General features: G+C 68.3%; 19 protein-coding genes. 4 read left to right on the forward strand and 15 right to left on the reverse strand.

Annotated features, from left to right (window positions below; translation table 11 throughout):
• Positions 1–116: 116 nt before the first annotated feature.
• Positions 117–1,343, reverse strand: a complete 1,227-nt coding sequence (locus FBZ87_RS06375) for a TCR/Tet family MFS transporter (RefSeq protein WP_186454611.1) — start codon at positions 1,341–1,343, stop codon at positions 117–119.
• 238 nt (positions 1,344–1,581) lie between these two features.
• Here FBZ87_RS06375 and FBZ87_RS06380 point away from each other — a divergent pair, with 238 nt between their 5' ends.
• Entirely contained in the window at positions 1,582–2,472 is an 891-nt protein-coding gene (locus FBZ87_RS06380) for an SMP-30/gluconolactonase/LRE family protein (protein ID WP_145609488.1), read from the forward strand.
• A 39-nt stretch (positions 2,473–2,511) separates the two neighbouring features.
• On the opposite strand, the gene FBZ87_RS06385 is transcribed toward FBZ87_RS06380, so the two are convergent.
• Together FBZ87_RS06385 and FBZ87_RS06390 are read right to left on the reverse strand one after the other, a co-directional pair.
• Complete coding sequence (locus tag FBZ87_RS06385) at positions 2,512–2,895, reverse strand: hypothetical protein (RefSeq protein ID WP_145609489.1); 384 nt, start codon at positions 2,893–2,895, stop codon at positions 2,512–2,514.
• A gap of 246 nt (positions 2,896–3,141) precedes the next feature.
• The gene (locus FBZ87_RS06390) at positions 3,142–4,557 is read right to left on the reverse strand and encodes a DHA2 family efflux MFS transporter permease subunit (RefSeq protein ID WP_145609792.1); all 1,416 of its coding nucleotides are present in this window, start codon (positions 4,555–4,557) and stop codon (positions 3,142–3,144) included.
• 234 nt (positions 4,558–4,791) lie between these two features.
• Here FBZ87_RS06390 and FBZ87_RS06395 point away from each other — a divergent pair, with 234 nt between their 5' ends.
• Positions 4,792–5,184 (forward strand): COG4315 family predicted lipoprotein, encoded by a 393-nt coding sequence (locus FBZ87_RS06395; RefSeq protein ID WP_145609490.1) that lies wholly within the window; start codon positions 4,792–4,794, stop codon positions 5,182–5,184.
• A gap of 35 nt (positions 5,185–5,219) precedes the next feature.
• Here the strand turns inward: FBZ87_RS06395 and FBZ87_RS06400 are convergent, their stop codons facing one another.
• Positions 5,220–6,122, reverse strand: coding sequence for a LysR family transcriptional regulator (locus FBZ87_RS06400; RefSeq protein ID WP_145609491.1), 903 nt, complete (start codon positions 6,120–6,122; stop codon positions 5,220–5,222).
• A 145-nt stretch (positions 6,123–6,267) separates the two neighbouring features.
• Between FBZ87_RS06400 and FBZ87_RS06405 the strand changes: the two genes are divergently transcribed.
• Both FBZ87_RS06405 and gstA read left to right on the forward strand, forming a co-directional pair.
• Positions 6,268–7,140: an NmrA family NAD(P)-binding protein gene (locus tag FBZ87_RS06405; RefSeq protein ID WP_145609492.1), complete on the forward strand. Its 873-nt coding sequence runs from the start codon at positions 6,268–6,270 to the stop codon at positions 7,138–7,140.
• Between the two features lie 127 nt (positions 7,141–7,267).
• Entirely contained in the window at positions 7,268–7,882 is a 615-nt protein-coding gene (gene gstA / locus FBZ87_RS06410; RefSeq protein ID WP_145609493.1) for a glutathione transferase GstA, read from the forward strand.
• A gap of 55 nt (positions 7,883–7,937) precedes the next feature.
• Here gstA and FBZ87_RS06415 read toward each other — a convergent pair whose 3' ends face one another.
• The 11 genes from FBZ87_RS06415 to kdpA all read right to left on the reverse strand — a co-directional run bounded on the left by FBZ87_RS06415 (position 7,938) and on the right by kdpA (position 24,781).
• Positions 7,938–10,214 (reverse strand): glycoside hydrolase family 31 protein, encoded by a 2,277-nt coding sequence (locus FBZ87_RS06415; protein ID WP_246134265.1) that lies wholly within the window; start codon positions 10,212–10,214, stop codon positions 7,938–7,940.
• A 64-nt stretch (positions 10,215–10,278) separates the two neighbouring features.
• Positions 10,279–11,679 (reverse strand): alpha-L-fucosidase, encoded by a 1,401-nt coding sequence (locus FBZ87_RS06420; protein WP_145609495.1) that lies wholly within the window; start codon positions 11,677–11,679, stop codon positions 10,279–10,281.
• A gap of 22 nt (positions 11,680–11,701) precedes the next feature.
• Complete coding sequence (locus FBZ87_RS06425; RefSeq protein WP_145609496.1) at positions 11,702–14,131, reverse strand: glycoside hydrolase family 2 TIM barrel-domain containing protein; 2,430 nt, start codon at positions 14,129–14,131, stop codon at positions 11,702–11,704.
• Positions 14,132–14,354: 223 nt separating this feature from the next.
• Positions 14,355–14,912, reverse strand: coding sequence for an EF-hand domain-containing protein (locus tag FBZ87_RS06430; RefSeq protein ID WP_145609497.1), 558 nt, complete (start codon positions 14,910–14,912; stop codon positions 14,355–14,357).
• Between the two features lie 160 nt (positions 14,913–15,072).
• Positions 15,073–15,861, reverse strand: coding sequence for a CBS domain-containing protein (locus tag FBZ87_RS06435; protein WP_186454612.1), 789 nt, complete (start codon positions 15,859–15,861; stop codon positions 15,073–15,075).
• 107 nt (positions 15,862–15,968) lie between these two features.
• A complete protein-coding gene (locus FBZ87_RS06440; RefSeq protein WP_145609499.1) occupies positions 15,969–16,472 on the reverse strand; it encodes a PTS sugar transporter subunit IIA in 504 nt (167 codons plus the stop codon).
• A gap of 203 nt (positions 16,473–16,675) precedes the next feature.
• Positions 16,676–17,377: a response regulator gene (locus FBZ87_RS06445; protein WP_145609500.1), complete on the reverse strand. Its 702-nt coding sequence runs from the start codon at positions 17,375–17,377 to the stop codon at positions 16,676–16,678.
• 26 nt (positions 17,378–17,403) lie between these two features.
• On the reverse strand, positions 17,404–20,106 hold the full coding sequence (locus FBZ87_RS06450; RefSeq protein ID WP_186454613.1) for a sensor histidine kinase: 2,703 nt from the start codon (positions 20,104–20,106) through the stop codon (positions 17,404–17,406).
• A gap of 110 nt (positions 20,107–20,216) precedes the next feature.
• Positions 20,217–20,828, reverse strand: coding sequence for a potassium-transporting ATPase subunit KdpC (gene kdpC / locus FBZ87_RS06455; RefSeq protein ID WP_145609501.1), 612 nt, complete (start codon positions 20,826–20,828; stop codon positions 20,217–20,219).
• A gap of 16 nt (positions 20,829–20,844) precedes the next feature.
• The gene (kdpB, locus tag FBZ87_RS06460; RefSeq protein ID WP_246134266.1) at positions 20,845–23,001 is read right to left on the reverse strand and encodes a potassium-transporting ATPase subunit KdpB; all 2,157 of its coding nucleotides are present in this window, start codon (positions 22,999–23,001) and stop codon (positions 20,845–20,847) included.
• A gap of 52 nt (positions 23,002–23,053) precedes the next feature.
• Complete coding sequence (gene kdpA, locus FBZ87_RS06465) at positions 23,054–24,781, reverse strand: potassium-transporting ATPase subunit KdpA (RefSeq protein WP_145609502.1); 1,728 nt, start codon at positions 24,779–24,781, stop codon at positions 23,054–23,056.
• Between the last annotated feature and the right edge of the window lie 7 nt (positions 24,782–24,788).

Consider the following 24,788-nt stretch of genomic DNA (forward strand, 5'->3'; position numbering starts at 1 on the left):
CTTTTAGATGACGGTTTGCAAAAGATTACACTTTAATTATGAAGAAGATCGGTCGCTTTTTATTCAATTGCTCAGCGCGCCGGCGCGTCATAGGGGGCCAATATTAGGCCGCCCTTTCATGCCATCGCCCGCTGCGGCCGGGTGACGACAAAGGCCAAAGCCAGCGCCGCCACCAGCAGCACGGCGGCCAGCATGAAGGGCGATCCCTGGGGCAGCATGGCGAAGGGGCCGACGCTGTCCGCCAGTACGCTGGTGAACAGCAGGGGGCCGATCATGCCGGTGATGCCGCGGATGCTGACCAGGGTGCCTTGCAACAGCCCCTGTTCCGTCGCCGCCACCTGGGCCGACATCATGCTTTGGGCCGAGGGGCCGACCATGCCCCACAGCGCCACCAGGGGAATGCCGCAGAGGAGGCCCGCGCCCACGGGGGAGGCGCCGAAGGTGGTGAAGCCGGCGGCACCCGCCACCAGGCCCACCATCATGGTACGCCGCGCGCCCAGGCGCTTGACCACCCGGCCGACCAGGCCGCCCTGCACCACCGTGCTGCATACGCCCACCCCTGCCAGGGTCAGGCCCACGGACTCCGGCCCCCAGCCGTAGCGGTCGTTGACGTAGATGACGAAGGTGTTGTTCAGCACCTCATGCGCCAGATAGTAGAGCCAGACGATGCCCCCCAGGCCCAGCAGGCCGGGCGCGCCGCGCAGCAGGGCGAAGGCGCCCAACGGGTTGGCCCGCCGCCAGGAGAAGGCGCCGCGCCGGTCGGCCGGCAGCGATTCCGGCAGCACGAACAGGCCGTAGCAGGCGTTCAGCAGGCTCAAGCCCCCCGCCACCCAAAACGGCAGGCGCGGCTCGATCCCGCCCAGCAAGCCGCCCGCCGCCGGGCCGACGATGAAGCCCAGGCCGAAGGCGGCGCCCAGCATGCCGAAGGCGCCGGCGCGCTTTTCCGCCGGGGTCACGTCGGCGATGTAGGCCGAGGCGGTGGTGAAGCTGGCGGCGGTGATGCCGGAGACGATGCGGCCCACGACCAGCCAGCCGAGGCTGGGCGCCACGGCCATCAGCAAATAGTCCACCCCCAGGCCGAAGCAGGAGACCAGCAGGATGGGCCGCCGGCCGAACCGGTCGGACAGCGCGCCGATGAGGGGGGAGAACAGGAACTGCATGGCGGCGAACAGGGTGCCGAACAGGCCCACCATATGCGCCGCCTGGGCATTGTCGCCACCAACGAAGCCCTTCACCAGATCAGGCAGGACCGGGATGACGATGCCCAGAGCCAGGACGTCCAGCAGTGCCGTCACGAAAACGAAGGCCAGCGCGGCACGGCGCGGCGTGGGGGATGCGGTCATGGTCAGGCCCGGAACTGGAACCCCGGCGTTGCGGGCGCCGGGATGAGTTGGTCGTTCTTTGCAGGGTCTACCCTTAATCCTTTTGCCCGGCGGCGGGGAGTCCCGAAAACGCCGCCGGTCATTCTGTCCAATCCGTCCCCCCTGTCTAACCCGCCCGCATGTTGACGCGCTGGCCTTGGCCGGCTCGCTGCCGGTATGGTGCCTGCCGGTCACGAGCTCAGGTTAACGAGGACGAACGATGCGTGAAGTCAGCTGCGTTCTGGACGCCCAGGCCCAGTTGGGCGAATGCCCGCGTTGGGACCCGAACGGAGGGGACGCCGGGGGCGGCGTGCTGTACTGGGTGGACATCCCCGCCAAGACGCTGCACCGCTTCGACCCCGCCACCGGCCAGGACGTGCAGCGCGGCTTCACCCAGCCGGCCGCCTGCCTCGCCCGCCATGGCGCCCACGGCTTCGCCCTGGGCATGAAGGACGGCTTTGCCCTGCTGTCGGATTTCAGCGCCGAGCCCGCGCCCCTGGGCGCCCAGGTGGAGGAGGCGCGGCCCGACAACCGCTTCAACGACGGCCGCTGCGACCGGCTGGGGCGCTTCTGGTCCGGCACCCTGGACGGCACCAAGCAGCACCGGAACGGCACCCTCTACCGCCTGGACGTGGACGGCCAGGTGACGGACGTCGCCACCGGCTTCCTCACCAGCAACGGCATCGCCTTCTCGCCCGACGACCGCACCTTCTACCTGTCGGACACGCCCAACCACGTCATTTACGCCTACGATTTCGACCTGGCGTCGGGCCGTATCGCCAACCAGCGCGTCTTCCACCAGTTCCCGCACGGCCTGGGCCGACCCGACGGCGCCTCGGTGGATGCGGAGGGCTGCTACTGGACGGCGCTGTACGACGGCGGCCGGGTGGTGCGCCTGTCGCCCCAGGGGGACATCCTGGAACAGGTGGCCATCCCCGCCCGCCTGTGCACCATGATCGCCTTCGGCGGCCCCGACCTGAAGACCGCCTACGTCACCACCGCCCGCCAGAAGCTGGATGAGGCCGAACTGGCCCGCCACCCGCAGTCGGGCGGCATCTTCAGCTTCCGCGTCGACGTGCCGGGCCTGCCGGAGCACACGTACGGGGGATGACGCCCGGCACCGTCGATCGCACCCCGCCGATCGCTCCCCCTAGAATGACCGACCGCCCAGGCGATTTATAAAGTCCTGATCAGGGTGCGTGTCCGCGTCCGCCGACACGGCGTGGGACGGGCCCTCATGCTTGCCCGCCAGGCGATCGATGAACAGCCGGGCCGGATCGTCCAGGGGCTGGGCCAAGGACGGGGTGACGATGGCCTGCGCGACAGGTTCCTGTTTCCCCGCCAGCGACGCGATGAAGGCTTTTGCCGGATCCGGGTCCGTCGCAGCAAGCGCCGAACCGGACATGACGCTAAACAGAACCCCAGACAAAACCAAGGCTGTGACCGGCGCACGCAACTTCCCATGGATCGAGGCGACCATCATCTGTCTCATCTGCTGAAACCAGCCCGCCCCGTCACGGGGCGGGAGCAGCATCAAGCTGCCTCATTAAGATGAGTGTCTAGTGACGAATAAACAATATCATCACTAGATACTTTCGCAGATAGCCGCCATGCTTCCGTGGCGGCCATCCGTGAAAACGGGCGCCCGCCTCGATCGCTTGAAGGCGTCGGTGAAGGAAGATCCTAAATAGGAATTTCAGGATGGATGGTCGGCCTCGGGACACTCGCCCTGTCACAGGCGCACCCCCACGGCGAGACGGGCCCGTCGGCGCGTCCGACCTCAGTCGTCCCCTGCGGCATGCTCCGTCGCTGGCCGCAGCGGGTGGCTATGGTGGCCACTCACCTCGGCGCCGGCATCCGGGTCCAGGCGGATGAAGAAGAGGAACGAAGCCAGGCCGATCACCATCACGGTCAGGAAGGCCACCATGAAGTCGTGCGGCACCAACTGGGCGCCGCCATGCAGGGCCAGGGTGGTGTGCAGCAGCAGCGCGCCGGTGGCGACCCCCATGCCCAGCGACACCTGCTGCACCATGGACGACAGGCTGGTGGCCGCACTCATGCGGGCTGCCGGCACGTCGGCGAAGGCCAGGGTGTTCAGGCCGGTGAACTGCAGGGACCGGAAGAAGCCCCCCACCAGCAACACCAGCAGGATCAGCGGCACCGGCGTGTCCGGCCGGAACAGGCCAATGGCACCAGTCAGCAGGGCCGACAGCACGCTGTTGATCACCAGCGCCTGGCGGAAGCCGTAGCGGCGCAGGATGGGGCCGGCGGTCATCTTCATCACCAGGGCGCCGGCGGCGGTGGCAAAGGTCAGCAGGCCGGAGACGAAGGCTGTCATGCCGAAGCCCACCTGCAGCATCAGCGGCAGCAGGAAGGGGATGGCGCCCATGCAGATGCGGAACAGGGAACCGCCCAGCACGCTGATGCGGAAGGTGGCGGTCTTGAGCAGGTCCAGGTCCACCAGCGGGTGGGGATGGCGGCGCGAGTGGCGCACGGCGACGATGCCCACCAGCACGCCGAGGGCCAGCAGCGACGGCGCCACGCGCCAGTCCACGCCGTCGCGGCCGATGGACTCGAACCCGGCCATCAAGGCGGCCAGGGCCACGCCGGAATTCACGAAGCCCCAGCCGTCCAGCTTGGCCACCGCCTCCTCCCGATGATCGGCGATATAGCGCCAGGAGAGGTAGAGACCCAGCAGGCCGATGGGGATATTGATGAAGAAGATCCAGCGCCAGGACAGGTAGGTGGTCAGCAGGCCGCCGATGGGCGGGCCGATCAGCGGGCCCACCATGGCGGGCGTGGTCAGATAGTTCATGGCCCGGACCAGCTGGTCCTTGGGCACCGTGCGCAGCAGCACCAGGCGGCCCACCGGCACCATCATGGCGCCGCCCACGCCCTGTAGCAGCCGGGCCAGGGCCAATTGCGGCAGTGACTGGCTGAGCCCGCAGGCGATGGAGCCCAGGGTGAACAGCACGATGGCAGCACGGAAGACGCGGCTGGAGCCGAAGCGGTCGGCCACCCAGCCGCTGATGGGGATGAAGACCGCCAGGCTGAGGATGTAGGCGGTGATGGCCAGGCTGAGATGGATGGGGCTGACGCCCAGGCTCTCCCCCATGGCCGGCAAGGCCGTGGCGAGGACGGTGGCGTCCAGGTTCTCCATGAACAGGGCGCACGATATGATGAGGGCGACGAGCATCGTCGTCACAGTGCCTTTCATCCGGGGGCGGCAGGAAATCGCTACCTGCCGTTTGAGAATCTGGGCAAAGCCGGGCCCCTGACAAGTGCCGCCCGGGCATGGCTGACCGTCATGCCTGCACATCTGTTCGGCACGCGTAAAAATTCGGCGACCGACGGAATAAGGCTTCGGTCGAATGCGTCAACCGAGCGGTCCCACACCGACCAATGGCTCGACCACGGGAGGAATCCAGAGATGCTGAAACAGATCATCGCAGCCACCCTGCTGACCGTCGGCATCGCCCTTTCGGTGCCCGCCTCCGCGCAAGGTCCAGCGGGCGCCACGGTAGCGGAAACCGCCAAGGGCAAGACCCTAGTGGATGCCAAGGGCATGACCCTCTACACCTTCGACCATGACATGAGCGGGCAGTCCAACTGCATCGCCGCGTGCGCCAAGAACTGGCCGGCCCTGCCGGCTACCGCCGACGCCGGGGCCAAGGGCGACTGGACCATCATCACCCGCGACGACGGGTCCAAGCAGTGGGCCTACAAGGGCAAGCCGCTCTACACCTTCGTGAAGGACGGGAAGCCGGGTGACATCACCGGCGACGGCCTGGCGAACGGTGCCTGGCACGTGGCGACACCGTAAGGCGCGCGGGAAGGATATGCGGGGGCGGCGGGGTGTCAGGCCCCCGCCGCCACCTCCTGCACGAAATCCAGGAAGGCCCGCACCTTGGCCGGTGGCAGGTGGCGGCTGGGATGGTAGGCGTAGAGGGGATAGCGCTCCTCCGCCCAGTCGGGCAGCACCTGCACCAGTTGGCCGGACGCCAGCCAGGGGCCCAGGCCCAGCTCGAAGCTCTGGAACACCCCCTGCCCTGCGACGCAGGCCGCGACGGCCACGGACGGGTCGTCCATCACCACCCGGCCGGCCACCGCCACCGTCACCCGCTCCATCCCGCGGTGAAACTCCCACCCGAAGGGCAGGCCCGTCTGCGGGTTGCGGAACAGCACGCCCTCGTGCCCCTTCAGGTCCTGCGGCGTTACCGGCGTTCCCCGCCGCGCCAGATAATCCGGCGAGGCGCAGGTCAGCACCCGCGTCTCCAGCAGCTTGCGCGCGATCAGGGAGGCCACGTCCGGCGGGCCGAAACGCACCGCCACGTCCACGCCGGCCATCATCTCCTCCCGGTGATTGCTGACAGTCATGTCCAGGACCAGGCCCGAATAGCGGGCCGTGAAGTCCGGCAGGCGGGGCGCCAGCACCATGCGGGCGAACCAGGGATCGACGGAGACGCGCAGGCGCCCGTCCACCGTGGCCGCCGCCCCGGCCGCGTCCAGCGCCGCCTCTTCCAGCCCGGCCAACAGGGGCGTCACCTGGGCGTGGAAGCGCCGCCCCTCCTCCGTCAGGGTCACGGCGCGGGGGCTGCGGTCGAACAGGCGCACCCCCACCCGCGCCTCCAGCCGGGCGACGGCGCGGCTGACGCCCGACGGCGTCAGGCCCAGCACCTCACCCGCGCGCACGAAGTTTCCCGCCTCCACCACGGCGGCCAGCACGCCGATTCCGGTCAACAGACGCGCGTCGAAGCCCATCGCCTTCCCTCCTTCCCACCGCCCAAGCCAAGGTGACTATAGATCATCCTTCAGCTGACAAGGATGCGCCTGATTCAAATCCCCCTCCCGCCTAAAACCAGGCCACGGGCCGCCTACGGCCGACACTGGATAAAGGAGAAGGACCATGTACGTCATCACCGGCATCACGGGTAAGGTCGGCGGCGCGGTAGCCGAGGCGCTGCTGGCGGCGGGCCAGCCGGTCCGCGCCGTCGTACGCGATGCCGCCAAGGGGGCGACCTGGGCGGCCAAGGGCTGCGAGGTCGCCCAGGCGACCATGGAGGATACCGCCGCCCTGACCCAGGCTTTCACCGGCGCCACCGCCGTCTTCGTCCTGCTGCCGCCCAACTTCGACCCGGCGCCGGGCTATCCCGCCACGCTGGGCCTCATCGAGTCCGTGGCCACGGCGCTGGCGGCGGCCCAGCCGCAGCGGGTGGTCAGCCTGTCCACCATTGGCGCCGACGCCCCGCACGACAACCTGCTAAGCCAGCACACGCTGAGTGAGCGGCGCCTGGCGGCCCTGGGCTTGCCCATCACCTTCCTGCGCCCCGGCTGGTTCATGGAAAACGCCGCCTGGGACGTGGCCGCGGCGCGTGAAACCGGCGTGCTGCACAGCCACCTGCAGCCGCTGGACCATCCCTTCCCGATGGTCGCCACCCAGGATGTGGGCCGCACCGCCGCCCGCCTGCTGCAGGAGGCGTGGGCCGGCCTGCGCGTGGTGGATCTGGAGGGCCCCACCCGGGTTTCCCCCAAAGACCTGGCCCAGGCCTTCGCCCAGGCGTTGGGCCGTCCGGTGACCGCCCAGGCCGTGCCGCGATCGACCTGGGAGGCGCAGTTCCGTGCCCAAGGCATGCGGCACCCCGGCCCCCGCATGCGCATGCTGGACGGCTTCAACGAAGGCTGGATCGAGTTCCGCGACGCAGGATCCCACGCCCTGAAGGGGGAAACCCCGCTGGCCCAGGTCGTCGCCGCCCTGGTGGCGGGTGATTCCGGGCAATAAGGGGGCGGTGAGCGCGGCCATTTCGCCGCTTGGCATCCGGCAACGCCGCCCTTAGGAATGGACCCCCATGTCCCACTTCCCAAGGGCGGCCCTGGACCCAGGGCCCAGAAATGGCAGAGGAAATTCCATGAAGCTCTACTACAAGGCCGGCGCCTGCTCGCTCTCCCCGCACATCGTGGCGTTGGAGGCCGGCCTCGACATCGGTATCGAGGCGGTGGACCTGAAGACCAAGGTGACCGAGACGGGCGCCAACTTCCTGGAAACCAACCCCAAGGGCTCCGTCCCGGCGCTGATCCTGGACGACGGCAGCCTGCTGACCGAGGGTGCCGTGATTGTGCAATACCTGGCCGACCAGGCCCCCGCCAGCGGCCTGATCCCCGCCGCCGGCAGCGGGGCGCGTTATAAGGTGCAGGAGTGGCTGAACTTCATCGCCACGGAGCTGCACAAGGGCTTCAGCCCGCTGTTCAACCCCGCCACGCCGGATGAGGTCAAGGCGATGGCCAAGCAGAACCTGGACCGCCGCTTCGCCCACCTGGAGCGGACGCTGGCCGACGGCCGCAGCTATCTGACCGGCGAAACCTTCACCGTGGCCGACGCCTATGCCTATGTGGTGCTGACCTGGGCGGCCCAGGTGGGCATCGATCTCACCACCCATCCCAAGGTCGCCGCCTTCGTCACCCGCGTGGGCCAGCGCCCCAAGGTGCAGGTGGCACTGAAGGCCGAGGGCTTGCTGGCCGCCTGAGCGCCCCCCATGAAGAGAAGGGCCGTCTCCGCCGGGCGGCCCTTCCATACCCTCCTCACTCGCAGCGCGGCAGGGGAACGGTGACGGCAGTGCCCGTGTAAACGACGGTCTTGGCGTCCTCCGCCCCCGGCGTGGCACCGCAGACGACGCGGAAGCTGATGGACGGGGACATGCCTGGGAAAGTGCCATCCCGCGCCTGGATTGTCAGCCGGCGCTGCTTGTCCGACCAAGCCATGGGAATGACCGCGCGCTTGCCCGCCTGGTAGCCATAGCCGTCGCCCTCATCGTCATACAACTCATACGCGGCGTCGCGGCCGGGGTAGACGCGCAGTTCCAGCGGTTCGTCACTGGGGGCATCGGCATAGGCCTTGACGGGGCCCAGCGGCACGATGCTGCCCGCGCGCACGAACAGCGGCAGCGTCGCCAGGTCCGCCTTCGCCTCCACCCGCTGCCCGCCCGGCTGCGACGCCCCCGTCCAGAAGTCGAACCACCGGCCGCCGCCCGGCAGGTAGACGCTGCGCGTCACGGCCCCCGCCTGCAGCACGGGTGACACGAGGAACGCCTTGCCGAACATGTACTGGTCGGTGACGCGCAGGGCGTCGGCATCGTCGGGGAAGTCGAAGGCCAGCGCCCGCATCATCGTCCCGCGATGGCTCAGCACATCCCAGGACAGGGAATAGATGTAGGGCAGCAGGCGATAGCGCAGCGTGACGTCGTCGATGAGGATTTTCTGGATCGCCGGGTCGAAGTTCCAGATCTCCTTGCCCTGCCCCGCGCCGTGGATACGGAACATGGGGTTGAAGACGCCGAACTGGTGCCAGCGCACGAACAGCTCGGCATAGGCCTTGTCCTTCGCCGGGTCAGGGCTGAAGAAGCCGCCGATGTCCGCCGACCAGTAGGGCTCGCCGCTCAGCGAGAAATTGAGCGCGGCCGGGATCTGCTTGGCCAGCGTCTCCCAACTGGCGTGGGTGTCCCCCGACCAGGTGATGACACCGTTGCGCTGCTGGCCGGCATAGGCGGAGCGGGACAGGATGAACACCCGCTTGTCCGGCTGGTCCCGCCGCATGCCGTCATGGACGCCACCGGTGTGCAGCAGGGGGAAGCTGTTGTTGACGACGATGCCGGGACCGGCGGCGGTCAGCTGCTCCCGCATCTCGCCGGTCTGGCCTCCCAGCTCGGCCTCATCGCCATCCAGCCACCAGCCGTCGAAGCCGAGGACGCCCAGGTTCCGCATGATCTGCGACCAGTAAATCTCCCGGCCTTTCGGACTCCACGCGTCGTACCAGCGGCCAAAGCCAACGGGGAAGACATTGTTGAAGGCGTCCGGGAAGGCCGCGCCCGCCTGGTCCAGCTCCGCGAGGTTGGCGGTGCCGAGGTCGAAGCGCGGCCATACCGAGATGATGGTGTGGACGTGCATGTCATGGATCGCCCCGACCATGGACTTGGGGTCGGGATAGCGCGACGCCTCGAACCGGTGGCTGCCCCACTGGCCCGCCGCCCAATACTGCCAGTCCTGCACCACGGCATCGATGGGCACGCCCATGTCCCGGTACCGGCGCGGGATGGCGACCAGTTCATCCTGGGTGCTGTAATGCTCCTTGGACTGCCACATGCCCCAGGTCCAGCGGGCCATCAGGGGCACATCCCCGGTGAGCGCGCGATAGCCGGCGACCACATCGTCCAGCTTGGGCCCCAGGATGAAATGATAGTCAATGCCCGGCCCCGCCTCGGACCGGATGCCCAGCGGCGCCTTGCCGGTGCCAACATCGACATCGGTGACGGAGGCGTTGTTCCACAGCAGGCCGAAGCCCGTGGGCGACACCAGCATGGGAATCCCCACGTCGGTGTTGGCCTGCTGCAGGTGGATGGTGTGGCCGCTATAGTCCAGCAGCCCGTTCTGGTGCTGCCCCAGCCCGTAGACCGGTGTCGCGGTCTTGAACCATTGGGTGGCCCCCACTCCGGCGTCCCGGTCACCCTCCTCCAGGATCACATGGTCCTTGGCGTCCAGGAAGGTCACCGCCGCCGTCCGCTTGGCGACGCGGACATGCAGTCGCGCGGTCGTCAGCACATAGGCGTCGGGTGTCTCATCCACATGGAAGGCGGCAGTCCCGGGTTGGGCGATGACGGCGGGATTGTAGTTGCCATGATAGCCGGGCGTTCCGAACCGGACATGGACGATGCCGTCCTGCCAGGGTTCGAGGGTGAGGACGCCGCGCTCGGTGCGCAAGGCCAGCGCGCCGGTGTCGTCCAGCCTTCGCACCACGGTATCGGCCTGGGCCGCCGACGTGAGAGCCAGCGCCATGCCGACCGCCGGCAGGAAACGCCTGGACATGAAATCCTTCAATGGTGAGCGCATGGCCATCCCTGTCGTTGTTTGTTCATGGGAGAAGCGGGGGTCACAGGGGCCGTGGGGCCAGCCCCATGACCGGGCCGTCATAGGACAGCTCGACAATGGCGACGCCATTCCGCAACGCCCCCGGGGGAATGCCGATGTCCGTACCGCCCTTCCCCTTGTGCACCGTCACGCTGGCCCCCGTCCCGACCAGCCGCGCCCGCAACAGCGCGGGCCCGCCGGGGAACTCTGGAACCGTGATGATCGTGGGAAGGCGGTCGCCCTCCCCGCCCAGCAGATGCAGGAACACGGTGCTGTCCGCGCGGGTGGACCCCATGGTCGCCGTCGGCAGGAAGGGCCCGCCCCGCGTCCCGTATATGGCCCGGCCATGTTTTTGCAGCCACGCGCCCAGTTCCCCCAGACGCGCGATCTGGTCCGGGGGGATGTGCCCATCTGGCGCCGGGCCGACGTTCACCAGAAGGTTGCCGTCACGGATCGCGGTCTGGACCAGCAGGCGAATCAGGTCATCCAGCGACCGCGGCTTCGCCCCCGGCTGGTAGCCCCAGGTGCCGGCCAGGGTTATGCACAACTCCCAGGGCTGGACATCGTCGAAGCCCCCCAGGTTGACGGGGTTTTCACGGGTCCGCCAATCGCCGGGAACCGATGTGCGATCGTTGACCAGGATGTCCGGCTGCAGTTGGTGCAAACGCTGGTCGACCTCCCCGTCCCGCCAGGAAAATCGACCCGTGTAGGGCTTGCCCCGGTCGCGTGAGCCCCATTTGGCCCCGTCGAACTCCAGGCCGCCGAAGCCCAGCCACTGCTCGCCGCCGCCGTCATACCAAAGCAGATCTATCTTGCCGTAGTCCGTCGCCAGCTGCTCAACCTCGCGATGATACTGGTCGCGCATGGCCTCCGCCGAATCCAGATAGAGGTCCGGCATGAAGTACCCCGGGAATCGCCAATCCAAGGGCGAATAATATAGTCCGACACGCAGCCCTTCGCGGCGGGCCGCATCCGTGTAGCTTTTGACGACGTCCTGCCCGTTGTTATGGGTGGCGACGTTGAAATCATTCGATCGCGAGGCGAATAAAGAGAAGCCATCGTGGTGGCGAGCCGTCAGCACCATGTACTTCATGCCCGACCGCCGCGCGACCTTCGCCCACTCGGCGGGAGCCGCGGGATCGGGATGAAAGTCATCCGCCAGCTTCGCATAGTCGTTCCTGGGAATGTGCTCACTGAACATGGCCCATTCGCCATGACCCAGGACCGAATAGACGCCGAAGTGGATGAACATGCCCAGGCGGGCCTGCCGCCACCATGCCACGCGCTGGTCGGCCACGGGCCCGGTGCGCACGTCGGACAGACCAAAGGGCGGCGGCGGCAAGGTCACATCGGCGGCCGTCTCCTCGCCGGCCAGGATGCCGCCACAGAACAAGGACAATGCCAGGAAGCGTCGAATGCGCATGAGCACCCCTGTTCCCGCCACCTCAGGGGGCGACGGCGTTCAACGTGACACGTTGCGGCGGCAGGCCGGGAAGGGCGACATCCACGGTGATAGCGCCGGCCTGGGTGCCGGCCCGCACAGCGGCGACCACCCGCCCATGGAAGGTGCGCCGCTCACCGGCCTGGAAGCTGCCCGCGTCGCGCGGGTCGCCGTTGCCCATGCCAGCCAGCGCGCCAGCCCCCGCGACCCACACGGTCACCTGGCGATCGGCGTCCCGCGCATAGACGGGCGTGCCATCGGCATCGGCCAGTTCCACCGTCAGATAGGCCAAATCCGCGCCATTGGCCCGCACCGTCGGCCGGTCCAGTGACAGCCGCGCCTGGACGGGCGCGCCGGCGGTGCGCAGTTCCCACCGCCCCGCCGGCTGGCCATCGCGATAGCCCACGGCGACCAGGCGGCCGGGCGCGTAGGGGACCTGGAAAGTGGCCTTGTATTCACTGTCCACGCCCACCGGACGACGGCCCAGGCTGCGGTCGTTCAGGAACAGCTCCACCTCCGGGAATTCGGAGTAGACCACCACCTCCAGCGGCTTGCCCTCCTGCCCCGGCCAGGTCCAGCTGGGGTGGACGTCATCCAGCGACCAGTCCAGGTGCGGCGGCTGGATGGGGAAGTAATGCCGGTCGGGCAAATCCTCCGTCCCTGGCGGCTGGCGCACGAAGGCGGAAATGGGATCGATGCCCGTCCTCCACAGCACCTCGCGGTAATAGGCCGCCGGCCGCTTGCGTCCCGTGGCATCGATCTCGCCGCAATAGGCCAGGGTCCAGGGATAGGGCGCCAGTTTCTGCCAATCCTGGCTGTAGCCCATCCAGCCGATACCGGCCTCGCCGATGTAATCGACCGCTGTCCAGACGAAATCGCCGATCACCCAGGGCATGGTTTCCACCGGCCGCCAATATTGGAAGGCGTCCTTAGGCGTGGACTCGGTGGTCAACATGACCCGGTCGGGGAACTGGACATGGTCGGGGCCGAACAGGTGGGCACGGTAGTTGTAGCCCGCCACATCCAGCACGGCGAACTGGCGGGCGTTGTCGGGCCCGTCGATGCTGACCGCCTGGGTCACGGGGCGGCTGGGGTCCAGGCGGCGCACGCGCTCCGCCAGCCGCCGGCCCGTCTCCGCCCCCTCCGGCGTTCCCTGCTCCGGTATCTCGTTGCCGATGCTCCAGAACAGGACGCTGGGATGGTTGCGGCCGCTGACCACCAGGCTGTCCAGATCGGCCGCCCAATCCTGCGCGAAGAAGCGGGCGTAGTCCTGGGCGCGCTTGGGCTTGTCCCAGGCGTCGAACGCCTCGTCGATGACCAGCATGCCCAGCGCGTCGGCGGCGTCCAGCGTCGCCTGGCTGGCGGGGTTGTGGGCGCTGCGGATGGCGTTGTAGCCGGCGGCCTTCATCAGCGCCACCTTGCGCACGTCCGCATCGGGCAGGCCGGCGGCCCCGATCATGTAATTGTCGTGATGGATGTTGCCGCCCTTCAGCACCACCTTTTGACCGTTGATGCGCAGGCCCTGGCGCGCATCGACGGTGATGGTGCGGATGCCGAAGCGGGTGCGCCGCTCATCCTTCAGCGCGCCGCCCACGCGCACCTGCTGCACCAGGGTGTAGAGATTGGGCGCGTCGGGGGACCACAGCGCCGGCCGCTCCACCACCAGCGGCTGCTCCAGATCCGCACGGCCATTGGCCGCCACCGGCCGCACCTGCCGCGCCTGGGCAACCACGGCGCCGTTGGCCGCCACCACCTGCGACCGCAGCTCGACCGTCGCCGAGTGCGCCGACCGGTTCACCACCGCCGACCGCACCGCCACCTGCCCCCGCTCCGCCGTCGCCACGGGCGTGGTGATGGCCGTGCCCACCGGGTCGAGATGGACAGGGTCCAGAATGTCCAGGCTGACGGGGCGGATCAGGCCGGTGCCGGCGTACCAGCGCGACGACGGATCGGGATGGTTGACCCGCACGGCGATGACATTGTCGCCGGGGCGCACCTTGCCCGTCAGGTCGAGGCTGAAGGCGGTGTAGCCATAGCGATGCCGCGCCAGCGGCTGGCCATTCAGCCAGATGTCGGCATCCATGTAGACAGCTTCAAAATTCAGGCGGATGACGCGGGCCGCCTGAACCGCGTCCAGCACCAGGTGCCGGCGGTACCAGGCCTGCCCCCCCGGCAGGTAGCCGGAGTCCTGCCCGGCGACCGCCTGCGCGTCGAACGGCGGCGTGCCGTCGGCACGATCATCAATGGAGGCGTCATGGGGAACGGTGACCGGCCGCCAGTCCTTGTCATCGAACGCCACGGCCTCGGCGCCCGCCGCCTCGCCCCGATGGACCCGCCAGCCTGAGATCAGGGGCAGTTGTTCCGCTCGGACAGTGGTCGACAGGACGGCGACCAGCGCCGTCAGCGCCAGGACGCGGCCGCAGCTTCGTGGCATCACGCTGTTCTCCCTGGGACCCGCATCCCTGTGTCACGGCGGGCCCTTGCTTATTGTGGCGCCACCAGCAGCCGCGGCCGCCCGGCTCGCCGTGCGGCAGGCCGGGTGGACCGCGCCTGTGATAGCGCTAACATCCATATCCATTTGTCTGAGTAATCAGCTTTATGTCAACAGGGCACGGAATGATGGGGGCGCGCCGGCACGACGCCCCCACCCGTACGGCTCACGGCAGAAAGGCCTGGTTATCCCGCATTTGCTTCAGCATGTCCTTGCCGGCCTCGTTCACGACCTGACCGAAGGCGCCGTACATCATGTCCAGGCTGGCGCGGGCGACAGGGCCGCCGGGGTCGGTCTTCTCCGGCGGTATCCAGGGGTATTCGCCGCCGTCCTCCTCCCCCGTTTTCGGATTGACCAGGGACACCAGATGCATGGTTTGGACATAGCCATGATCGGTCATGTCCTTGGTCTGGGCCAGGAGATACAGGGTGGGACCGATCAGGCTGCCGCCCGGGAAGCTGGACATGAAGCGCTGCCGGTCCGCCGCCTGGGCGCCATCCGCGCTCAATCTCCCATACAGCGCGTCGGCATCGGCCGTGCCGCCTTGGCCGGACGCGACGGCGGCTTCCACCTCTTTGGCACCGAGGACGCCATCCTTGTCAGTGTCACTGACCTCAAAAATCTGGCCCAGCGCCGACTGCCTGGCGGCGGTGTCATCGCCGGGCGATCCCAGGTGGTTGACACCGGTGGCGACCCCGCGATTGATGACAGGCATCATGTTCATCGCTCCCCTCCCGCAAATCTATCGATGGGTGACGGACGACAAACATGCAACTTTTAAGCCAAGGACAAGCCCTTGATTCCCGGGTTATCGTCCGCCGGCGGCACCGGAAAGGGCGGGTGCCGCCGGTCAAAATCTGCCGGGCATGCCGGCGAAAGCTGCCTCACGCCACGAAGGCGTTGTCGACGCCGGCCCAGCCGGGCAGGCCCTCGGCCACCACCAGGTGGTCGCGCACCTCCCGCACGCCGGGGCCGTTCTCCGCCACCACGCGGAAGGCCTGGGCCACCCGGGCGTCGTAGACGGCACCGGTCAGGGTGACGATACCGTTTTCCACCACCACATCCACCCGGCTGTCGGCCCACCAGCGCTTATCAGCCAGTTCCATCAGCAGACGGTAGCGGATTTCGGCGTCCAGCAGCGGCGGCTCCTCCCCCCGAGGGGTGGCCAGGTCGAAAGTGTGCAGCAGGGCCCGCACCACGTCCGCGCGGCTGATGACACCGGCCAGGTGGCCGTGAGCCAGCACCGGCAGCCGCTTCACCTTGTGGCGGTCCATCAGGGCGACGGCGGTGGCGATGTCGTCGTCCACGTCCACGGTCAGGACGTCGCGGGTCATCACCTCCTCCACCCGGCGGCCATGCATCTTGCTGTACTGGTCCGCCTGGTCGCCCGGGGTGGTGAACATGCGCTGCCACCAGCGGTCGTGGACCTCGGTCCCCGTTTCGGCCCGGCGCATGAGGTCGCCCTCGGTCAGGACGCCGACGACGCGGCAGCCGCCACCGTCGGCGGCGGCGTCATCCTCCACCACGGGCAGGCCGCTGACGCGGTTGCGCACCATCAGGCGCAGGGCATCGACCAGGGGGGTCTCGGGGCGCACGGTCAGGACGCCAGGCGTCATGATCTGGCGGACGGCGGTGGGCTTGAAAATCTCTAAGGTCGGGGCGGGCGCGGCCATGACGGCATCCTCCGGTTGGGATGCCGCCATAGTGGGCTTAAGACCGGCACGCGTCCTTGATGCGGCTCAATTCAGCGGCCGCATGTATCCTGGAAAAAACGGTGACCTCAGCAGGCGGCCCCTGCATCCAGGATGGGGGCGACCAGGGCGTGCAAGGACAGGGCGTCCGGCGCGGCGCGCAGGGTGGCGGCCAGGCCGGGGGTGCGCAGGGCGCGGCTGATGCGGGCCAGGGCCTGCAGATGGGCGTTGCCGCAATGGACGGGGGTCAGCAGGCCGAAGACCAGATCCACGGGCGCGCCGTCGATGGCCTCGAACTCCACCGGCTTGGCCAGGCGGACGAAGGCGCCGATGGGGCGGGTGATGCTGCTGAAGCGAGCGTGGGGGATGGCGATGCCGGCGCCAACGCCGGTGGAGCCCAGCGCCTCACGGGCGCGCAGATCGTCCAGGACGGCGCCGACATCCAGCGCGCCGGCGGCTGCGATGCGCAGGGCGATTTCCTTCAGGACGGCGTCCTTGGAAGCCACCGAAAGGCCCAGCCCGACGGAGGACGGCGCCAGGGAGGAACCGGTGCCGGAAGGGGCAGATGACGGATCGGATGCGATCGACGCCATGACGTCAGCGACCTTGGGAGCGGCGAAGGCCCATCGGGACGCCACGCTGGAGCGGAGCATGAAAACAACCGTACTGGTGACCGATGGCCGTCAAATAAGCGATCTCGGGGCCTTTGGGAAGCCCCAACTGCGACAGCATAACGCGCCTGCCCGCAGGGTATGGATGCCCGTCCACGATTCGTTTCCTTAAGATCCCTATTGAATCAAAGAGATTCCTCACTAATGACCAGGCGGTAGCCGATGCCGGGTTCCGTCTGAATGATTCCCGGCGCGTTGGGGTCGTTTTCAATCTTCTGGCGCAGCATGCGGATATAGACCCGCAAGTACTGCACCTCGTCTTCCTTGGCGGGTCCCCAGACTTCCTTGAGGATTTGCCGGTGGGTCAGAATCTTACCGGCGTGCGCCGCCAGGAAGCGCAGCAGGTCGAACTCCGTGGGCGACAGGTGCAGCTTCTCCGACCCCCGCGTCACCTGCCGGTTGATGAGGTCAATCTCCAGCCCGCCGGCGTTCACCACCGACCGGCCGCCCTGTTGCTGCACGGCGTGGCGCAGGGCCGCGCGGATGCGGGCCATCAGTTCCGCCGTGCCGAAGGGCTTGGTGACATAGTCGTCGGCACCCAGGTCCAGCGCCGCCACCTTGTCCTCCTCCTGGTCTCGGCTGGACAGGATGATGATGGGCGTGGGGCGTTCGGCCTTCAGCTTGCCCACCAGGTCCAGGCCGTCGCCATCGGGCAGGCCCAGATCCAGCAGGATGAGGTCCACGCCCGGCAGGCGGGCCTGCACCAGCCCCTCCTGCGCCGTCGCCGCTTCCACCAAAGTCCAGCCCTGGGGGGCCAGCACGGCGCGCAGCAGGCGGCGGATGGCCACCTCGTCCTCGATCACCAGGATGCGATGGGGTTTGCTCATGATCTCAACTCTATTCCAACATGCTCTTACCCGAGAACCCAGGCATCTAGCGCATCATCGGTGGGCAGCGTCAGTTCAAAGACGGCGCCGGTCTTGTCGGTACGGTTGGCAGCCTTGATGGTGCCGCCCAGGGCGGTCATGAAGCCGCGGCATATGGCCAGACCCAGGCCGGTGCCGGCCTGGCGATGGTCCCGCGCCTCCACCCGGTAGAATTTGTCGAAGATGCGTTCCAGGCTGTCGGGCGGGATGCCCACGCCCTCATCCATCACCCGGATGACGACATGGTTGTGCCGCCGCGCCGCCGACACCGCCACCCGCGCCTCGGGCCCGGAATATTTGGCAGCGTTGTCCAGTAGGTTGAACAGCACCTGTTCCAGCAGCAGGTAGTCGGTGCGCACCAGCGGCAGATCGGCTGCCAAATCCAGGTCCAGCGGCCGGCCGGCCAGGATGGGCTTGGCCCGCTGGGTGGCGGTATGCACCACGTCCACCAGATCCGTCGGCTCGCGGCGGATGTCCAACCCGGCCTCCAGCCGCGTCATGTCCAGCAGGTTGCGCACGAAGCGTCCCATGCGCTCCGCCTCCACCAGCAGGTCGCCGGTCAGCTGGGCGCGGGTGGCGCGCTCCAGCCCCTCCCCCTCCGCCTTGAGGGTGGTGGCGGTGCCGATGATGGCGGCCAGCGGCGTGCGCAAATCATGGGACAGCGAGGTCAGCATGGCGGAGCGCAGGCGCTCCGTCTCCCCCTCCAGCCGGGCCTTGTCGATGTCCTGCACCAGCTTCACCCGCTCGATGGCCACGGCGGCCTGGTCCATGATGGCATCCAGCAGACGGCGCTGGTCGGGTGTCAGGATGGGGCCGGGGTCGTCGGTGTCCACGCCCACCACCGCCACCACGCCCCGTTCCGTCCGCACGGGCAGGAACAGGCGCTGGGTTCCCGGCAGCGTGGGCGCACCGCGCCCTGCCGGCTTGGCGTTGTCATAGGCCCAGCGCGCGGCGGCCAGATCCATCTCCCCCACCTGGTCCTCCGGCGGGTAGCCCGCCTTCACCTCCAGCGCGCCATGGTCGTCGGGCATCAGCAGCACGACGCGCACCTTCAGCAGCAGCGCCACCTGGTGGGTGGTGGCCCACAGCAAATCCTCCATCTCGCCGATGCCGGCCAGCTTGCGCGCGAAGGAGAACATCTGCGCGGTGATGCGGGCGCGGTTGGCGGCGATGGTCGCCTGCTCCCTCACCCGCGCCGTCAGGCGGCTGGTGAAGACGGCGACGATGGTGAAGAACACCAGCGCCACCACGTTGGACGGGTCGCGGATGGTGAAGGTGTACAGCGGCGGCAGGAAGAAGAAGTTGTAGGCCAGCACGCTGAGGCAGGAGGCGAACAGCGAGGGGCCGTAGCCGTGCAGGATGGCGCTGGCCAGGACGGCGGCGATGTAGACGAGCGACAGGTTGCGCACATCCATGGCGTTGCCCAGCAGGCTGCCTGCCACGGTGGCCAGCGCCACCATCAAGGTGGCGACGCCATAGGGCTGCCACGCCAGGCCGCTGGATTCCGGCCGCGTCCGCACCATCTTGGGCGGGATCTCATCCGCCTCCACCGCGTCGCCGGCGATGACGTGCACGGAGATGGTGCCGGCCTTGCGCACCAGCTCATGCACCACCGAGCCGTGCACAATCTCGAACCAGCGCGGCCGTTCGGACTTGCCGATGATGATGTGGGTGAAGTTGTTGGCGCGGGCATAGCCCAGCACATCGGCGGCGATGGTGCGGCCGGGCACGGTGATGGCCTCGCCCCCCAGCTGCTCCGCCAGGCGCAGGGTGTCGGCGATGCGGTCGCGCGCCGCCTCCGTCAGGCGCTGGGTGCGCGCGGTTTCCACGTACAGGGCGGTGAAGCGGGTCTTCAGCCGGTCGGCCAGGCGCTTGGCGTAGCGCACCAGGCCGCCGGCGGTCCTGTCCTCGGACACGCAGACCAGCACGCGGTCGCCCGCCGCCCAGGGGCCCTGGATAGCGTGGCGCTGCATGTAGGACAGCATCTGGTCGTCCACCCGCTGCGCCGTCCGCCGCAGCGCCAGCTCACGCAGGGCCGTCAGATTGCCGGGGGAGAAGTAGTGCTTCAGCGCCCGCTGCGCCTGCTCGCGGATATAGACCTTGCCCTCGTTCAGGCGCTTGATCAGGTCCTGCGGCGGCAGGTCGATGACCTCGATCTCGTCCGCCATTTCCAGCACGCTGTCCGGCACCGTCTCGCGCACGCGGATGCGGGTGATCTGCGCCACCACGTCGTTCAGACTTTCCACATGCTGGATGTTCAGGGTGGTCAGCACGTCGATGCCGGCGGCCAGCAGCTCCTCCACATCGGAATAGCGCTTGGCGTGGCGGCTGCCGGCGGCGTTGGTGTGGGCCAGCTCATCCACCAGGGCCAGGCGGGGACGGCGGCGCAGCAGGGCGTCGATGTCCATCTCCTCCAGGGTGCGGCCCTTGTACTCCAGCACCCGGCGGGGCACGACCTCCAGCCCGGCCACCATGGCCTCGGTCTCGCGCCGGCCGTGGGTTTCCACCACGCCCACCACCACGTCCACGCCTTCGGCCTTCAGCTGTCGCGCCGTCTCCAGCATCTGGTAGGTCTTGCCCACGCCCGGGGCGGCCCCCAGGTAGATGCGCAGCTTGCCGCGACGCTCCTGCATAGCCTGGCTCAGCAGGGCGTCGGGGGACGGGCGGTTGGTGTAGTCGGCGTTGGTCACGGGTGGTCTTTCGAAGGCCCAAGCGCAAACGGCAAAAGCCGCCGCCCCGGAACGTTGGCCGACAATAGCGCCAACGGATCCGAAGCGGCGAGCTTTTCCCTTTAAGACAATCAGTTACCTGACGGGTGCGCGGCGTCCAGGGCGCGGTTCAGCGCCAGGACGTTCACGTGCGGCTCCCCGATCAGGCCCAGCAGGCGGCCTTCGACATGGGCATCCACCAGGGCGCGCACGGCGGCCTCGGTCATCCCCCGGGCCTTCGCCACGCGCGCCACCTGGTAATAGGCGCCGGCGGGCGAGATGTCGGGATCCAGGCCACTGGCCGAGGCGGTCACCAGGTCCACCGGCACCGGGTGGTCCTTGGTGGCGCCGTATTTCTCCGCGTCGCCGGCGATGCGGTCGACCAGCGCCTTGGAGGTGGGCCCCAGGTTGGAGCCCATGGAGTTGGCGGCGTTGTAGGGGGCGGCCACCGTCTTGGTGCTGTCGTTGGGGTCGGTGTCGGTGGTCACCGACGGGCGGCCCCAGAAGTACTTCTCCGACGTGAAGTTCTGGCCGATCAGCGTGGACCCGATGACCGTGCCGTCCTTGGCGGTGATCAGGCTGCCGTTGGCCTGGCGCGGGAACAGGACGCGGGCGATGCCGGTCATGCCCAGGGGATAGATCAGGCCGCAGACGACGGTGAAGAAGACGGCCAGCGAGATGGCCGGACGGATTTGCTTGAGCATGGCTCTCGGGCCTCCTTTAGGCCAGGCCGACGGCGGTCACGACCATGTCGATGGCCTTGATGCCGATGAAGGGGATGATGATGCCGCCCAGGCCATAGACCAGCATGTTGCGCGACAGCAGGCTGGCGGCCGGCAGGGCGCGGTACCGCACGCCCTTCAGGGCCAGCGGGATCAGCGCGATGATGACCAGGGCGTTGAAGATGATGGCCGACAGGATGGCCGACTGCGGTGTGGCCAGGTGCATGATGTTCAGCGCGTTCAGCGCCGGATAGAGGCCCGCGAACATCGCCGGGATGATGGCGAAGTACTTGGCCACGTCGTTTGCGATGGAGAAGGTGGTCAAGGCGCCGCGGGTCATCAGCAGCTGTTTGCCGATGCCCACGATCTCGATCAGCTTCGTGGGGTCGCTGTCCAGGTCCACCATGTTGCCGGCCTCGCGGGCGGCCTGGGTGCCGGTGTTCATGGCCACGCCCACGTCCGCCTGGGCCAGGGCCGGGGCGTCGTTGGTGCCGTCGCCGCACATGGCGACCAGGCGGCCCTCGGCCTGTTCCTTGCGGATCAGGGCCAGCTTGTCCTCCGGCGTGGCCTGGGCCAGGAAGTCGTCCACGCCCGCCTCGGCCGCGATGGCGGCGGCGGTCAGCGGGTTGTCGCCCGTGATCATCACCGTGCGGATGCCCATGCGGCGCAGTTCGGCGAAGCGGTCGCGGATGCCGCCCTTGACGATGTCCTTCAGATAGATGACGCCCAGCACCCGGTCGTTGCGCACCACGGCCAGCGGCGTGCCGCCGGCCTTGGCGATGCGCTCGGTGATGGCTTCCAGCTCCGGATGGCGCACGGGCTGGCTGCCCCGCAGGGCCGTCACGTGGCGCAGCACGGCGTCCACCGCGCCCTTGCGGATCTGGATGCCGCCCTCCCCGTTTTCATTGGCCAGGTCGACGCCGCTCATGCGGGTCTGCGCCGCGAAGGGGACGAAGCGGGCGTTCAGGGCCCCCATGTCCTTGCCGCGCAGGCCATACTTCTCCTTGGCCAGCACGACGATGGAGCGGCCCTCCGGCGTCTCGTCGCTCAAGGACGACAGCTGGGCGGCCTCCGCCAGTTCCTTGTCGGTGACGCCAGAGACCGGGATGAACTCGGCGGCGTGGCGGTTGCCCAGGGTGATGGTGCCGGTCTTGTCCAGCAGCAGGGTGTCGACGTCGCCCGCCGCCTCCACCGCGCGGCCGGACATGGCCAGGACGTTGAAGCGCACCAGGCGGTCCATACCGGCAATGCCGATGGCGGACAGCAGCGCGCCGATGGTGGTGGGGATCAGGGTGACGAACAGCGCCACCAGCACCACCACCGACACCGTGCCGCCGGCGTAGGCCGCGAAGCCCGGGATGGTGACGACCGCCAGGATGAAGATCAGGCTCATGCCCACCAGCAGGATGTTGAGCGCGATCTCGTTGGGGGTCTTCTGCCGTTCCGCCCCCTCGACCAGCGAAATCATGCGGTCGAGGAAGGTGGAGCCTTGCGCTGCCGTGATGCGGACGATGATGCGGTCCGACAGCACGCGGGTGCCACCGGTGACGGCCGAGCGGTCGCCGCCGCTTTCGCGGATGACGGGCGCCGATTCACCGGTGATGGCGGACTCGTCCACGGTGGCGATGCCGTCGACGATCTCGCCATCGCTGGGGATGATGTCGCCGGCGTCGACCACCACGTGGTCGCCCACCTTCAGGTCGGCGGCCCCCACCGTCTGAAAGCTGGTGACGGCCGCCCCCCTGGCGACCATGGGGCCGGTCAGGCGCTTGGCCACCGTCTCGGTGCGGGTCTTGCGCAGGCTGTCGGCCTGGGCCTTGCCGCGGCCTTCGGCCACCGCCTCGGCGAAGTTGGCGAACAGCACCGTGAACCACAGCCACAGCACGATCTGGAAGGAGAAGCCGGTGCCCTGGGCGCCGGTGGCCAGGTCGCGCGCCAGCAGCACGGTGGTCAGCAGCGCCACCGCCGCCACCAGGAACATGACGGGGTTACGCACCAGGGTGGCGGGGTTCAGCTTGGTGAAGCTGGCCTTGACCGCCGGGCCCAGGATGGCCGGATCCAGCAGGGCGGACTTGGTGCCCCGGCGGGTCGGTGCGTCCGGCTGCTGGGGGGCCGCCGGCTGCTGCCCCGGGTGGAACATGGAAGGGGATGACATCTCAAAATCTCCGAAGAACGGATGACGCCAATGCAAGGCTTCTACCCGGGGGTCAGTAGGTGGTGCCGGCCATCATCTGCAGGTGCTCGACCACCGGCCCCAGCGCCACGGCGGGGAAGTAGGTCAGGCCACCCACGATCAGGATCACGCCCACCAGCAGGCTGACGAACAGCGGGCCGGTGGTGGGGAAGGTGCCGGCGGAGGCGGGCACGGACTTCTTCGCGGCCAGGGCGCCGGCGATGGCCAGGGCCGGGATGATGATGAAGAAGCGGCCCACGAACATGGTCACGCCCAGGGTCACGTTGTACCAGAGCGTGTTGGCCGACAGGCCGCCGAAGGCGCTGCCGTTGTTCGCCGCACCGGAGGAATAGGCGTAGAAGATTTCCGAGAAGCCATGCGGGCCGTTGTTGGCGATACCGGCGACACCCGCCGGAATGGCGGAGGAGATGGCGCTGAACACCAGGATGACCAGCGGCATGGCCAGGATGGCCAGCACCGTCATCTTCACTTCCTTGGCCTCCAGCTTCTTGCCGATGTACTCGGGCGTGCGGCCCACCATCAGGCCGGCCACGAACATGGCGATGATCGCCATCAGCAGGATGCCGTAGAGGCCGGCGCCCACGCCGCCGACGATGACCTCGCCCAACAGCATGTTGACCAGGGGCACCATGCCGCCCAGGGGCATGAAGCTGTCGTGCCAGCCGTTGATGGCGCCGCAGGAGGCATCGGTGGTGATGGTGGCGAACAGGGCGGTGTTGGCGATGCCGAAGCGCACCTCCTTGCCCTCCATGTTGCCGCCCGGCGACAGGGCGCTGACCGCCTGATCCACCGGCAGGCTGGCGAACAAGGGGTTGGCCTGGGATTCGGCCCAGTAGCAGACGCCGACGCCGACGATGAACATGGCGCCCATGGCGGCCAGGATGGCCCAGCCCTGGCGCTCGTTGCCCACCATGCGGCCGAAGACGTTGGTCAGGCCGGCGCCGATGGCGAAGATGCTCAGCATCTGCACCAGATTGACCAGGGCGTTGGGGTTCTCGAACGGGTGGGCGGAGTTGGCGTTGAAGAAGCCGCCGCCGTTGGTGCCCAGCATCTTGACGGCCAGCTGCGAGGCCACGGGGCCCTGCGCGATGATCTGCTTGGCCCCTTCCAGCGTGGTCGCCTCGGTATAGGCCAACAGGTTCTGCGGCACGCCCTGCCAGACGTAGAACAGGGTCAGGACCACGCAGGCGGGCAGCAGGACGTAGAGGGTGGCGCGGGTCAGGTCGACCCAGAAGTTGCCGATGGTGCGGGCGCCGCGGCGGCTGAAGCCGCGCACCAGCGCCAGCGCCAGCACGATGCCCGTAGCGGCGGACATGAAGTTCTGCACCGTCAGGCCCGCCATCTGCACCAGGTAGCCCATGGTGGTCTCGCCGCCGTAAGCCTGCCAGTTGGTGTTGGTGACGAAGCTGATGGCGGTGTTGAAGGACAGGTCCGGCGCCACCGCCGCCTGCCCCTGCGGATTGAAGGGCAGCAGGGCCTGCAAGCGCATCAGCGCGTACAGCACCAGGGCGCCCACCAGGTTGAACAGCATCATGGCGACGGCATAGGTCAGCCAGTGCTGCTCCGCCGTCTCATCCACGCCGCAGATGCGGTAGATGCCGCGCTCGACAGGGCCGAAGACGCGGCCGAACAGGGTGTTCTCACCATTGAAGACACGGGTCATGAAGCCGCCCAGGGGCCGCGTCAGGACCAGGATGATCGCCGCGAACAGCGCGATCTGTAGGATGCCGTTGAAGGTCACGGGGAAA

The sequence above is a fragment of the Nitrospirillum amazonense genome (assembly GCF_007828035.1).
GTDB lineage: Bacteria > Pseudomonadota > Alphaproteobacteria > Azospirillales > Azospirillaceae > Nitrospirillum > Nitrospirillum amazonense.

Coding starts and splice junctions, on each gene's coding strand:
- FBZ87_RS06400 (WP_145609491.1), bottom strand. CDS start 6,122: ATGGGCTTCGACGCGCGTCTGTTGACCGGAATCGGCGTGCTGGCCGCC.
- gstA (WP_145609493.1), top strand. CDS start 7,268: ATGAAGCTCTACTACAAGGCCGGCGCCTGCTCGCTCTCCCCGCACATC.
- FBZ87_RS06420 (WP_145609495.1), bottom strand. CDS start 11,679: ATGCGCATTCGACGCTTCCTGGCATTGTCCTTGTTCTGTGGCGGCATC.
- FBZ87_RS06425 (WP_145609496.1), bottom strand. CDS start 14,131: ATGCCACGAAGCTGCGGCCGCGTCCTGGCGCTGACGGCGCTGGTCGCC.
- FBZ87_RS06380 (WP_145609488.1), top strand. CDS start 1,582: ATGCGTGAAGTCAGCTGCGTTCTGGACGCCCAGGCCCAGTTGGGCGAA.
- FBZ87_RS06395 (WP_145609490.1), top strand. CDS start 4,792: ATGCTGAAACAGATCATCGCAGCCACCCTGCTGACCGTCGGCATCGCC.
- FBZ87_RS06405 (WP_145609492.1), top strand. CDS start 6,268: ATGTACGTCATCACCGGCATCACGGGTAAGGTCGGCGGCGCGGTAGCC.
- FBZ87_RS06415 (WP_246134265.1), bottom strand. CDS start 10,214: ATGTCCAGGCGTTTCCTGCCGGCGGTCGGCATGGCGCTGGCTCTCACG.
- kdpB (WP_246134266.1), bottom strand. CDS start 23,001: ATGTCATCCCCTTCCATGTTCCACCCGGGGCAGCAGCCGGCGGCCCCC.
- FBZ87_RS06385 (WP_145609489.1), bottom strand. CDS start 2,895: ATGCTGCTCCCGCCCCGTGACGGGGCGGGCTGGTTTCAGCAGATGAGA.
- FBZ87_RS06435 (WP_186454612.1), bottom strand. CDS start 15,861: ATGGCCGCGCCCGCCCCGACCTTAGAGATTTTCAAGCCCACCGCCGTC.
- FBZ87_RS06390 (WP_145609792.1), bottom strand. CDS start 4,557: ATGCTCGTCGCCCTCATCATATCGTGCGCCCTGTTCATGGAGAACCTG.
- FBZ87_RS06375 (WP_186454611.1), bottom strand. CDS start 1,343: ATGACCGCATCCCCCACGCCGCGCCGTGCCGCGCTGGCCTTCGTTTTC.
- FBZ87_RS06445 (WP_145609500.1), bottom strand. CDS start 17,377: ATGAGCAAACCCCATCGCATCCTGGTGATCGAGGACGAGGTGGCCATC.
- FBZ87_RS06440 (WP_145609499.1), bottom strand. CDS start 16,472: ATGGCGTCGATCGCATCCGATCCGTCATCTGCCCCTTCCGGCACCGGT.
- FBZ87_RS06430 (WP_145609497.1), bottom strand. CDS start 14,912: ATGAACATGATGCCTGTCATCAATCGCGGGGTCGCCACCGGTGTCAAC.
- kdpC (WP_145609501.1), bottom strand. CDS start 20,828: ATGCTCAAGCAAATCCGTCCGGCCATCTCGCTGGCCGTCTTCTTCACC.